Origin of the sequence: Streptomyces sp. NPDC058877 (assembly GCF_042742855.1) — a bacterium.
Lineage (GTDB): Bacteria > Actinomycetota > Actinomycetes > Streptomycetales > Streptomycetaceae > Streptomyces.
Window position 1 is genome coordinate 23,191 of the sequence record NZ_JBHYMF010000064.1, and the last position, 12,894, is coordinate 36,084.

A 12,894-nucleotide genomic window follows, 5' to 3' on the forward strand; every position below is an offset into this window, starting at 1 on the left:
TCCCCTCCCCTCCCCTCCCCTCCCCCGTCCCCTACTCCTGGAGCCTTCCGGTGACCCCCGATCTCCTCATAGCGCCCGCCGGGCGGCGTGTCGCCGCCGGCCTCGAAGAACTCGTCGGCAACACCCCGCTCGTCCGGCTCTCCGTCCCCGACGCCGCGCCCGGCGCCGAGGTCCTCGCCAAGATCGAGTCGACCAACCCGTTCGCCAGCATCAAGGACCGGGCCGCGCTCGCGATGCTGCGCGGCGCCGAACAGCGCGGCGACCTCGCCCCGGGCGGCACCGTCGTGGAGGCGACCTCCGGCAACACCGGGATCGCGCTCGCCGCGCTGAGCGCCCTGCGCGGCTACCGCTGCATCGTGGTGCTGCCCGACAGCGCCACCCCCGAGCGGATCGGGCTGCTGTCCGCGCTCGGAGCGGAGATCGTGCAGACGCCCAGTGCCGAGCGGTTCGCCGGGGCCATCGCCAAGGCGGAGGAGATCGAGGCCACCACGCCCGGCTCCTGGTACGTGCGCCAGCACGACAACCCCGACAACGTCCGTGCCCACTACGAGTCCACCGGACCCGAGATCTGGGCGGACACCGGCGGTCGGGTCGACGTCCTGGTCGCCGGGGTCGGCACCGGCGGCACCCTGACCGGCACCGGGCGCTTCCTGCGCGAGCACAACCCCGGCGTGGAGATCGTCGCGGTGGAGCCGGAGGGCTCGCCGGTGCTCTCCCAGGGATACGCCGGCACCCACCGGATCCCCGGTCTGAACGGCGGCTTCGTCTCCCCCACCACCGACGTCACCCTCATCGACCGGGTGCTGACCTGCTCCGACGACGAGGCGCTGGACACCGCACGGGCGCTCACACGGGAGCAAGCGCTGTTCGCCGGGCTCTCCTCGGGCGCTGCCGTGCACGGTGCGTTCCGGCTCGCCCGGGACCCCGCCTACGCGGGGCGCACGATCGTCACGATCCTGCCGGACACCGGCGAACGCTACGTCAGCATCTGGAACGAAGGGACCTCCGCATGACCACGCTCGTCCTGCACCGCGGCTCGCTGCGCGCCAACCCGTACGAGCGCTGGCTCGCCGACCACGGAGAGAAGATCGTCCTGCTGGGCTCGGCCGAACAGCTCGCCCTGTTCGGCGAGGAGCTGCCCACCGGCGCTCCCTATCTGCACGCCGAGGTGCTGACCGACTACGACACCGGCCCCCATGTGGAGCGGCGGGCGGCCGAGCTCGTCGAGGAGTTCGGCGTCACCGACATCGTGGCCTGCCAGGAGTTCGACATCCTGCGGGCGGCCGCGCTGCGCGAGCGCTTCGGGCTGCCGGGCCAGCGGCCCGGGTCGGCCCTGGTGTACCGCGACAAGTGGGAGATGAAGAAACTCGCCACGGCCGCGGGGATCCCGGTCGCCGCCCACGTCCTGCTGCGCTCGGCCGCGGAGCTCGACGCCTTCGCCGACGTCCACGGCCTGCCGGTCGTGGTCAAGCCCCGTCAGGGGCTGCTGTCGGTCGGAGTGTCCGTGCTGCGCACCCGCGAGGAGCTCGCCGACTGGGCGCGGGACGCGGAGCTGCTGCGTCCCGACGGCGAACCGGAGTGGCTTGCGGAGACGTTCGTCGAGGGCTCCATGTGCCACATCGACGGCACCGTCCTGGACGGCCGGATCGCGACGATGTGGCCGTCGCAGTACCAGTACGCGCTGGCCGACTTCCGCGACCGCAAGGGGCGGGTGGACATCGCCCTCGACACCGCCGACCCGCTGGCACGGCGACTCGTCGCGTTCGGCGAGCGGATCCTGGAGGCGTTCGGTGGCCCCGAGCACTTCGCCTTCCACATCGAGGTGTTCCACACCACCGACGGCGAACTGGTCCTGTGCGAGGCGGCCTCCCGGGCCGGGGGCGCGGGCGTGCGCGACGTGCAGCGGGCGTTGTTCGGCTTCGACCCCATGGAGTACCCGGTCCGCCGCCAGCTCGGCCTGCCCGCCCAGACCGGCGAGCGCGCGGACCCGGCGCAGCTCGCCGGGCAGCTGCTCTTCACCAAGCGACCCGGGGTGCTGGCCGCGCTGCCGGACCCGGCGACGCTGCCGGAGGGCGTCGTGAAGTACACGACGTACGCGGAGGTGGGCGACACCGTTCAGGACGCCTCGCACTCCGGGGACTTCCTCGCCGCGTTCGTCATCACCGGCGCGGACCGGGCCGAGACGGAGGCCCGGATCCGGGCGGCGGAGGCCTGGTTCAAGGCGGGGCTCTGGTTCAAGGCGGAGCCCGGCAACGGCTGACCCAGGACGCAGGGCCGGCGCCCGTCCGGGTCCACGCGGGGCCCGACATGGCGAAGTAACCACGGTGTTCGCGGCCGTACCGGCCGGAGAGCGGGTGCACGGGCACCTCCGCACTCCAGGAGAAGCACGGCCAGGCCACGCGGTCGCACCATGTCCCCGTGAACTTCGAAGCGGCAGCAAACCACCCGGGCGACAGACCCCCGATGCACCCTCCCGTGTCCCCCCGGTGTGCGGGATTCCGGCTGGAGGGCGGCCTCGACCCGGCCGCGCTACGCCGGGCCTGGGACGCCACGGTGAGCGCCCGGCCCGGCGACGCCATGACGGCCGAGCCGCTGCGCTTCACCGACCTCACCGCCGTGACGGTGGACGACATCGACGCGCTGGCCGCCGCGCTGTGCGGCTGGTGGGCCACCGAGGCCCCGGCGACCCAGGAGGCCCGGTCCGCCACGGCGGGTCCGCACGCGCGGCTGTACGCCGCCCGGTTCACCCCGGCCGACCTGCTGCTGTTCATGACGGTGGACGGTGCCCTCGACGAGGCGCACGTCTCCCGGCTGGTCGACACGCTGTCGGCCGCGTACGCGCACGAGCGCCACGGCGCCCCGGCCCCGGCGCCGGTCCCGGAGGCGACGGCCCAGGAGACGGCGGCCCGGGAGGCGGTCGCCCGCACCCTCCGGACCAGGACCCACCGGTACGAAGGGGCCTCGCTGCCGTTCGAGTGGAGCGGCGAGCTGGCCCGCCGGGTCGCCCGCGTCGCCGCGGAACAGAGCGCGTCCCCGACCGGTGTCGTCCTCGCCGCGCTGCGGGCGCTGCTGCTGCGGCACGGGGACCACGCGGGCGACGGAACCCTGCGCGCGCTCCTCGGCTTCGAACCGCACCCGCTGCGCGGTGACCGGGACCTTCCGCAGCTCGACGCCGTCTTCGCCGACCGGTCCGCCGCGCCGGTCGTCGACCGGGTGGCAGGTCTGCGCGCCTCGCCCGTCGTCCCCGACCGGGTGGTGCTGCCGGCCGGACTCGTGCTCGTCGTCGACGCCCTCGACGCCGGCGGCGATGACGAAGCTCCGCGGCTCTCGGGCCGACTGGAGTACCGAACCGCACTCTACGACGCGGGCTCGGCCGCCAACCTGCTCGACGGGCTGCGCACCCTGCTGACGGCGGCGCTGGACGCGCCCGACACGCCGGTCAACACGCTGCCGCCGCTGCTCCCGGCCGCCGCGCTGATCGAACGCTACGCGGCCCTGCCGATGTTCAGGCCGGTCGGCCACACCGACCCCCTGCCCCTGCAGGTGGCGGCGCGTGCCGTCACCGACGGGCCCGCTGTCGTCTGGGACGGTCGCACCACGGGCTACGCCGCCCTGGACGCGGCGGCCCGCGACGTCACCCGGCGGCTCGCCGCCGCCGGCGTGACCGCCGGCGACGCCGTGGTCGTCCGGATGCCGCCGGGGCCGCTGCGGATCGCGGCGCTGCTCGGCGTCCTCGCCCATGGCGCCCGGCTGTGCTGGCTCGCCCCAGGTCCCGCCGGCGAGCGCGGCCGCTCCGTGCTCACCGCCCTGCGGCCGGCCTGCGTGGTCGTCGAGGGCGACGGCGCCGACGAGCTGCTCGACTGGTACCACGCCGAGTTCGGCGGCCGGGTGGTGGACGTGACCGCCGACGCGGCCGCCCTGCCCGTGCCCCCGGTGCCCGCCGTCACCCCCGGCGACACCGCGTACATCGCCTTCACCTCCGGCTCCACCGGACGTCCCAAGGGCATCCCGCAGACGCACGCCGCGCTCACCCAGTTCACCGGCTGGCTCGGCACCCGGTTCGCGATGGGTCCCGGAGCCCGGGTGGCCCAGTGGGTCTCCCCCGAGCACGATCCGGCGCTCGCCGAGGTCGGCGCGACGCTCGCCGCCGGCGGCACGCTGTACGTCGTGCCCGACGAGGTGCGGGTGAACCCGGACCTGCTGGTGCCGTGGCTGGCCGAGCACCGCATCACGCATCTGCAGACCGTGCCCAGCTTCGCCCGCGACCTCCTCGACGTGATCGCCCGGACCGGGGCGGGGCCGCGGCTCGACGCCTTCGGCCATCTGCTGCTGATGGGCGAGGCGGTGCCGCCGGAGCTGCTCGGCGGCCTGGCCGAGGAGCTGCCCGCGCTGCGCGTCTTCAACCTGTACGGGCCGACCGAGGTCGTCGCCGCCACCTGGCACGAGGTCACCGGCCTGACCGAGGGACCGGTGCCGGTCGGCCGGGCCATCCCGGGCCGCCAGCTCCTCGTCCTCGACGAGAACGACCTGACCTGTCCGGTCGGAGTCACCGGCAGCATCGTGGTGCGCTCCCCCTATGTGGCCTCGGGGTACCTGGGCAGTGCCGACCGCACCCCCTTCCGCCCGGTGGAGTGGCTGGACACGCCCGGCGCCGAGGGAGGCTGGTACCGCACCGGCGACCTCGGGCGGCGGCTGCCCGACGGCACCCTGGAGTATCGGGGCCGCGAGGACTTCCAGATCAAGCTGGCGGGCAACCGGGTCGAACTGACCGAGATCGAAGGAACGCTCGCCTCGCACGCCTCCGTCCTGGAGTGCGCCGTGGTGCCGGTCGCCGAACCGGTGTCGGGCCTGGTGCACGGACTCGACGTCCATGTCGTGCCGCGCCGGGACGCCGACGGCCAGCCGCTCGGTGCCGCCCCCGAATGGCGGGCGCACCTGCGCGGCCACTTCGGCCCCCTGACCCTGCCCGCGACGTTCCACGAGGCGCCGGGCCGCCTTCCGCGCAACGCCGCCGGGAAGGTGGACCGCTCGCGCCTGCGGGCGGCGACCGCCGCGGCCTGACCCCGCATCACCTGCCTTCATCCGATTCCACTGGGAGTGAGTACGTTGACGACAGTCGAGATTTCCGCCGTTCCGGTCGCGTTCGACGGCGAGAGCCTGACCATCGACTCGGTGCGTCAGGTCGCCGAGGAGGGCGCGCAGGTCGCGGTCCCCGGTGACGCGATGGCCAAGGCCCGCAGGAGCAGGGAGATCTTCGAGGGCATCGCCGAGCAGAACATCCCGATCTACGGGGTGACCACCGGCTACGGCGAGATGATCTACATGCAGGTGGACAAGTCCAAGGAAACCGAGCTGCAGACCAACCTGGTCCGCAGCCACAGCGCCGGTGTCGGGCCGCTGTTCGCCGAGGACGAGGCGCGCGCCGTCGTCGCCGCCCGCCTCAACACGCTGGCCAAGGGCTACTCCGCGGTTCGCCCGGAGATCCTGGAGCGCCTCGCCCTCTACCTCAACCTCGGCATCACCCCGGCGATCCCGCAGATCGGCTCCCTGGGCGCCAGTGGCGACCTCGCCCCGCTGTCCCACGTGGCCAGCACCCTGATCGGCGAGGGCTACGTGCTGCGCGACGGCAAGCCGGTGCCCACCCGCAAGGTCCTCGACGAGCTGGGCATCGAGCCGCTCCAGCTGAAGTTCAAGGAGGGTCTGGCCCTCATCAACGGCACTTCGGCGATGACCGGTCTCGGCTCGCTCGTGGTCGGCCGCGCCCTCGCGCAGGCCCGTCAGGCCGAGGTCGTCACGGCCCTGCTCATCGAGACGCTGCGCGGCTCCACCAGCCCGTTCCTCGCCGAAGGCCACGACATCGCCCGCCCGCACCAGGGGCAGATCGACACGGCGGCCAACATGCGCGCGCTGATGGACGGGAGCAACCTGACGGTCGAACACGCCGACCTGCGCCGTGAGCTCCAGGCCGACAAGGACGCCGGCAAGGACGTCCAGCGCTCCGAGATCTACCTGCAGAAGGCTTACTCGCTGCGGGCCATCCCGCAGATCGTCGGCGCCGTCCGCGACACTCTCTACCACGCGGTGCAGAAGCTGGAGATCGAGCTCAACTCGGCCAACGACAACCCACTGTTCTTCGAGGGTCAGGACGAGATCTTCCACGGCGCGAACTTCCACGGCCAGCCCATCGCGTTCGCCATGGACTTCGTGACCATCGCGCTGACCCAGCTCGGTGTGCTCGCCGAGCGCCAGGTCAACCGGGTGCTCAACCGTCACCTGAGCTACGGCCTGCCGGAGTTCCTGGTGGCCGGCGATCCCGGTCTGCACAGCGGCTTCGCCGGTGCCCAGTACCCGGCCACCGCGCTCGTCGCCGAGAACCGCACGATCGGCCCCGCCAGCACCCAGAGCGTGCCGTCCAACGGCGACAACCAGGACGTCGTCAGCATGGGTCTGATCGCCGCCCGCAACGCCCGCCGCGTCCTCGAGAACAACAACCGCATCCTCGCCGTCGAATTCCTCGCCGCCGCGCAGGCCGTCGACATCTCGGGCCGTTTCGAGGGCCTGAGCCCGGCCGCCAAGGCCACGTACGACGCCGTCCGCGCGCTGGTCCCGACACTGGGCGTGGACCGCTACATGGCCGACGACATCGAGCTGGTCGCCGCCGCCCTGTCGCGCGGAGAGTTCCTGTCGGCCCTGGACCGCTACACCGACGTCGTCCTGCGCTGACCCGGTGCCGGTCACCCGGCGCCCTTCGTCCACGGCACGCGAGGCCGACCGCAGACCGCGGCCGGCCCGCCCCGCCCCCCTTGCCCGGCCCGCCGCCCGAAAGGACCCCGCACCCCATGACTGCCGCCCCGGTCGCCCCGCCGACCGACGCCCTTCCGCACGCCCTGCTCGACGCGTCGCCCGACCGTGCCGACGCGGAGTTCCTGCGGCTGACCGACGCGCTGTGGAAGGACGGCGCGGCCACGGACGGGGCCCTGGCCGAGGTGCCCCGGCTGGTGGCCGCCCTGCCCGGCGCCGACGAGCTGCGCCAGGGGTACCTCGCGCTGCTGCTCGGACTCCTGGCCGAGACCGAGCACGCCGCGGGCGGCGGGCCGCTGACCGAGGCGGTACGGGCCGGGCTCGCCGGCTATCTGCCGCTGCTCACCGGCTCCGAGCCGGGCGGTCCCACCCAGCTCGCCACCCTGTACCTGCTCTCCCACCTCGGTGACGACCGGGAGCGGATCCTCGCCGCCGCGGCCGGCACCGAGCTCACCCCGGACGACCGTACCCGGCTGGAGCGCTGCCTGCAGCCGCTCGACCCCGAGGACGCCGTGCTGGGCCGGGTCTGGCCCTCGCCGTACGAGTGGCAGCTCGGCGCCGAGGAGCTGGCCTTCGACCAGGACTGGATCCGCGCCCTGTCGCCGGAGCAGCTCGCGGCGACCTGGTCGAGCGACACCCGCTCGGTGCTCGCGTACACCGGTGCGAAGGCCCTGTGGGCACTGCGCAACGGCCACCCGACGGTGGTCCGTGACACCAGCGTCCACGCCGACGCCCGGCCGGCCGAGCCGCTGGCCCCCCGCATCGAGGAGTTCAGCCGCTTCGCGAACGTGCTGCGCTGCCCCGCCTGCCGCGCAGCGCTGTCGTTCGCGGCCACCGGCGCGTCCTGCACCGGGTGCGAGCGGAGCTACACGCTGCCGCACGGGGTGCTCGACCTGTCCGCCGGCGCCGGTGAGCACGACGAGGACGACGTGCTGCAGAACGCGGCCGGTCTGCAGGGCATCGGCTTCCACTACGAGAACGTGCTGCGCCCGGCGTTCCTGCGGGTGATGGGGCAGAACTGGGGCGGGGCGATCAGCCCCGTCGACGAGGACGCCTACCTGACCGAGCAGCTGTCCGCGGTCGACGGACCCATCCTGGACGTCGCCGCAGGGGCGGGCCGCTGGACCGCCGTGGTCGCCGAGGCGGCCGCGGACGGCGGGGTACTGGCCCTGGACCTGATCGCGCCCATGCTGGCCGGTCTACGGGCCCGGCTGCCCGAGATCGCGACGCTGCGGGCCAGCGCCCTCGCGCTTCCGGTGGCGGACTCCTCTCTGGCGGCGGTCAACTGCTGGAACGCGCTCCAGGCGCTGCCGGACGCGGGCCGGGCGATCTCCGAGATCGGTCGCGTGCTGCGGCCGGGCGGCAGGCTGACGCTGCTGACGTTCCGCTGGGCGTCCGACCCGGTCTACCGCTACTTCCAGGGCTCGCACGCGTTCCCGGGCAGCCCGGACGGCATCAAGCTGTTCGAGACCGAGCAGGTCCATGCCTGGCTGGACGAGGCGGGGCTCTCGCCAGTGGCCGAGACCGGTCCCGGCACCTTCGTCATCATCACGGCGGAAAAGCGCTGACGGCGCTTCCGGAGGTTCCCCGGAAATCGGGAAGAGCCCGATCGGCCGGTGCTCGACGGTCCCCACGGGACCGTCGAGCACCGTCATTCGCACTGAGCAACATTGAATATGGAACCGCTCTTTGCGCAGTGCAACGATCCTTTCGGCCCAACTCCGGTGACCGATTCAGGAGAATTCATGCAGACCATCGAGGCGCCGTCCCGCGAAGAACTCGTCCGCCGCGCAACGGACCTGATTCCGCTGCTCCAGCGGAACGCGCCGGTCGGCGAGGAGAACCGCAACCTGTCCCAGGAGACGGTGGAGGCCCTCACCGAGGCCGGAATTCTCAAGATGCGCGTGCCGCACCGCTACGGTGGTTACCAGTCCGACATGCGCACCGTGGTCGACACGCTCGCCGAGCTCGCCCGGGGTGACGGCTCCGCCGCCTGGACCGCCTCGGTCTGGGCGATCAGCTCCTGGATGGTCGGCCTCTTCCCCGACGAGGTCCAGGACGAGGTCTTCTCGACCCCCGACGTCCGCGTCAGCGGCATCCTCAGCCCGACCGCGATGGCCACCCCGGCCCCCGGCGGCATCGTGCTCAACGGCAAGTGGTCCTTCAACTCCGGTGTTCGGCACAGCCACTGGAACACCAACGCCGCGGTCCTCATCGGTGAGGACGGCGAGCCGCAGCCGATCATGGTCGCCATCCCGATCTCCGACCTGACCATCGTGGACGACTGGCACACCGCCGGTCTGCGCGGCACCGGCAGCGTCACCACGATCGCCGAGAACCTGTTCGTGCCGCAGGAGCGGGTGCTCCCGATGGTGCCGGTGCTCATGGGGCAGCACCGTTCGGTGCTCAACGCCGGCTCCCCGCTCTACAGCGCGCCGTTCATGCCGACCGCCTGTGCCACCATCTCCGCTCCGGCCCTCGGTCTCGCCCGCGCCGCCAAGGACGCGTTCCTGGACCGGCTGCCCGGCCGCAAGATCACGTACACCTCGTACGAGAGCCAGGCCGAGGCCCCGCTGACGCACCTCCAGGTCGCCGAGGCCACCGTGAAGATCGACGAGGCGGACTTCCACGCCCACCGCGCCGCCGCGATGGTCGACGCCAAGGGTGCCGCCGGTGAGGAGTGGACGCTGGAGGAGCGCGCCCGGGTCCGCCTCGACCTCGGTGCCGTCACCCAGCGCGCCAAGGAGGCCGTGGACCTTCTCAACACCGCGAGCGGTGGCTCCTCGATCTACAGCTCGGTGCCGATCCAGCGCATCGAGCGGGACGTGCAGACCATCAACCTGCACGCGATCCTCCACCCCAACACCAACCTTGAGCTGTACGGCCGAATCGTCTGCGGCCAGGAGCCCAACACCGTCTACCTGTAGGCCCACCCGAGATCCGCCGGAGGACTTCCCGATGGAAAGCCGCTGCCCTGTCGCCCTGGACCCCCTGGGCTCCGACATCCACGCCGAGGGCTCCCGCATACGGGCGCAGGGACCGGTGGCCCCGATCGAGCTGCCGGGCGGTGTGAGGGCCTGGTCGGTCACCGGCCACGCCGCCGCCCGCGAGATCCTCAGCGACCACCGCTTCTCCAAGGACGGCAGGCGGCACTTCGACGCCTACGTCGACGGCACGGTCGGCGAGGACTTCCCGCTGATCGGCTGGGTGCTCATGGAGAACATGACCACCGCCTACGGCGCCGACCACACCCGGCTGCGCAAGCCGTGCGCGCACGCCTTCACCCCGCGCCGGGTGGAGGCGCTGCGGCCGGCCGTGGAGGCGATCACCACCGAGCTGCTCGACGAGCTGGCCGCCCTTCCGGCCGGTGAGCCGGTGGACCTGAAGGGCCTGTTCGCCCACCCGCTGCCGGCCCGCGCCATCTGCGACCTGTTCGGAGTGCCCGCGGAGGCCCGCGCCGAGATGCTGCGCGGCGGCGAGGTCAACGTCGACACCAGCATCTCGCCGGAGGAGGCCGCCGCCAACGTGGCCCGCTGGCACCAGGAGATGCTCGACTTCGTCGACTCCAAGCGGCGCTCGCCGGGCGACGACCTGACCAGTGACCTCGTCGCGGCCCAGCAGACGGACAGCTCACTGCTGTCGGACGACGAGCTGGTCGGCACGCTGCACATCATGCTCGCCACCGGCACCGAGCCGGTGAAGAACCTCATCGCCAACGCCGTGCTCGCCCTGCTGACGCACCCGGAGCAGCTCGCCCTGGTCCGCTCCGGCGAGGCGACCTGGCAGGACGTCATCCAGGAGACGCTGCGGGTGGAGGCGCCGGTGGCGCACCTGCCGTTCCGCTTCCCCGTGGAGGACGTCGAGATCGGCGGCGTCACCATCCCCAAGGGCGAGCCGGTGCTCGTCAACTACGCGGCGATCGGACGCGACCCCGAGGTGCACGGCGCGGACGCCGACCGCTTCGACATCACGCGCCCCGACAAGGAGAGCCTTTCCTTCGGGCACGCCATCTACCGCTGCATCGGCCAGCCGCTGGCCCTGCTGGAGGCGGAGATCGCACTGGCCGCGCTGTTCGAGCGGTTCCCGCACCTGGGCCTGGCCGTGCCGGCCGAGTCCATCGCCCCGCAGGGCACGTTCATCATGAACGGCGTCGCCGAGCTGCCGGTGCTGCTCGACGCCCGCCCGACGACCATGAAGGCCGCCGTGGTGCCCGAGGCGGGTGCCACCTGGGAGCTGCGTGACGTCCCGGTGCCGCAGCCCGGACCCGGCCAGGTGCTGATCCGGGTGCGGGCCAGCGGTCTGTGCCACAACGACCTCTGGCTGACCGACGGCCACTTCCCGTTCCCCGAGTTCGACCCGGTCGTGGTCGGCCACGAGGCGGCGGGTGACGTCGTCGCCGTGGGCCCCGGCGTCACCCACCGCAAGGTCGGTGACCGGGTCGGCGCGACCTGGGTGCAGGGCACCTGCGGGACGTGCGACTACTGCCGGCTCAACCTGCCGCTGACCGGCCAGTCCGGCATGAACTGCGCGGCACCCGTGATGAGCGGTCTGACCGTCCCCGGCCACCACGCCGAGTACGTCGCCGTGCTCGCCGACTCGACGGTGCTGCTGCCCGACGAGGTCAACTACGTGCAGGCGGCGCCCGTACTGTGCGCCGGTTACACCTCGTGGAGCGCGCTGCGCGCCGCCGACCCCAAGCCGCACGAGCGGGTGGCGGTCCTCGGCATCGGCGGCCTCGGCCACCTGGCGCTGCAGTTCTCCCGGGCGTGCGGCTTCGACACGGTCGCGATCACCCGCTCCCCCGACAAGCACGACCTGGCCCGCGAGCTGGGGGCCTCCACCGTCGTGGCCGATGGCGCGGAGCTGGCGGCCGCGGGCGGCGCCGACGTGATCCTGGTGACCGGCACCTCGTACGAGGCGGCCACCGAAGCGCTGCAGGGGCTGCGCCCCAACGGGCGTCTGGTGCTCGCCACCATCGACCCCGAGGGGTCCTTCTCGATCGGGCCGACCAGCCCGGTCTGGGCGCAGCGCCAGCAGATCATCGGCGCCACCCACAACGGTCTCGAACAGCTCACCGAGGCGCTGCGGCTGGTCGCCGAGGGCAAGGTCGACCCGATGGTCGAGGTCTTCCCCAAGGAGCGGATCGCCGAGGCGGTCGCCCTGGCCGCCAAGGGCGAGGTCCGGTTCCGGGCCGTCGTCACGTACTGAACCGCCACCGATCCGCCGTCACCGCCAGGAGCAGGAGAGATGAGCACCACGACCGCGCAGGCGATCCGCGAAGGGGAGCGCTGGGACCAGTCGTCCCCGGTCTCCGACGTCTTCAACGAGGGCCAGGCGCACCTGAGCTACTGGTTCGGTCCGAACGACGACACCCCGATGGCGGAGGCCTCACGCCGGCTGACCCGCAAGGTCGTCGACGTGCTCGGCGTACGGGCCGGTCAGCGGGTCCTCGACGCGGGCTGCGGGCCCGGCGGGCCGGCGCTGCTGGTCGCCGAGGAGACCGGCGCCGACGTCACGGGCGTGACGGTCAGCGGCTTCGAGGCCGGTGCCGGCACGGAGAAGGCCGCCGCGCGCGGCCTGTCCGACCGGCTCCGGTTCGAGCACGGCAGCTACGCCGAGCTCGGCCACCACGCCGACGGCTCGTTCGACGCCGTGATGGCGATGGAGTCGCTCCAGTACGCGCCGGACCTGGCCGCGGCGCTCGCCGAGCTGTTCCGGGTGGTGCGTCCGGGCGGTGCCCTGACGATGACCGACTACACGCTGGCCCCGGGCGTGCCGCGGGACGAGCGGGACGTGCTCGCCGAGAAGCTGGCCCTGCCGCTGCTCCAGCCGGTCGAGGAGTGGCTGGTGGCGCTGCGCGCGGCGGGTTTCCACGTCGAGGAGTGGACCCAGTGCGGCCCGCGTGTGTTCGGCATGGGCCCGAAGTACGTGGAGGCCGCCGAGGAGGGCCGGGAGACGTTGCGCGCCGCCTTCGGCGACGAGGCGGTCGCCGGGCTCAAGGAGGCGATGGCCGACTTCTTCAGTCCGGGCTCCGAGCGCATCGCGTACAGCATCGTCACGGTCCGCAGGCCTCATGTCTGAACGCCCCGCGTC

The 12,894-nt window shown here is 73.0% G+C and carries 8 protein-coding genes; all 8 read left to right on the forward strand.

Annotated elements, in window-relative coordinates:
* Positions 1-50 precede the first annotated feature (50 nt).
* Positions 51-1,013: a PLP-dependent cysteine synthase family protein gene (locus tag ACFW2Y_RS17140; RefSeq protein WP_384879270.1), complete on the forward strand. Its 963-nt coding sequence runs from the start codon at positions 51-53 to the stop codon at positions 1,011-1,013.
* Complete coding sequence (locus ACFW2Y_RS17145) at positions 1,010-2,260, forward strand: NikS protein (protein ID WP_384879274.1); 1,251 nt, start codon at positions 1,010-1,012, stop codon at positions 2,258-2,260. Before ACFW2Y_RS17140 ends, ACFW2Y_RS17145 begins: the two co-directional genes overlap by 4 nt.
* 215 nt (positions 2,261-2,475) lie before the next feature.
* Positions 2,476-5,061: an AMP-binding protein gene (locus tag ACFW2Y_RS17150; RefSeq protein ID WP_384879277.1), complete on the forward strand. Its 2,586-nt coding sequence runs from the start codon at positions 2,476-2,478 to the stop codon at positions 5,059-5,061.
* A gap of 45 nt (positions 5,062-5,106) precedes the next feature.
* Complete coding sequence (gene cmdF / locus ACFW2Y_RS17155) at positions 5,107-6,723, forward strand: tyrosine 2,3-aminomutase (RefSeq protein WP_384879280.1); 1,617 nt, start codon at positions 5,107-5,109, stop codon at positions 6,721-6,723.
* A 116-nt stretch (positions 6,724-6,839) separates the two neighbouring features.
* Entirely contained in the window at positions 6,840-8,369 is a 1,530-nt protein-coding gene (locus tag ACFW2Y_RS17160; RefSeq protein WP_384879282.1) for a class I SAM-dependent methyltransferase, read from the forward strand.
* 177 nt (positions 8,370-8,546) lie between these two features.
* A complete protein-coding gene (locus tag ACFW2Y_RS17165; protein WP_384879285.1) occupies positions 8,547-9,728 on the forward strand; it encodes an acyl-CoA dehydrogenase family protein in 1,182 nt (393 codons plus the stop codon).
* A gap of 31 nt (positions 9,729-9,759) precedes the next feature.
* Positions 9,760-12,009: a cytochrome P450 gene (locus ACFW2Y_RS17170; RefSeq protein WP_384879287.1), complete on the forward strand. Its 2,250-nt coding sequence runs from the start codon at positions 9,760-9,762 to the stop codon at positions 12,007-12,009.
* 39 nt (positions 12,010-12,048) lie between these two features.
* Positions 12,049-12,882: an SAM-dependent methyltransferase gene (locus ACFW2Y_RS17175; RefSeq protein WP_384879290.1), complete on the forward strand. Its 834-nt coding sequence runs from the start codon at positions 12,049-12,051 to the stop codon at positions 12,880-12,882.
* Positions 12,883-12,894: the final 12 nt, after the last annotated feature.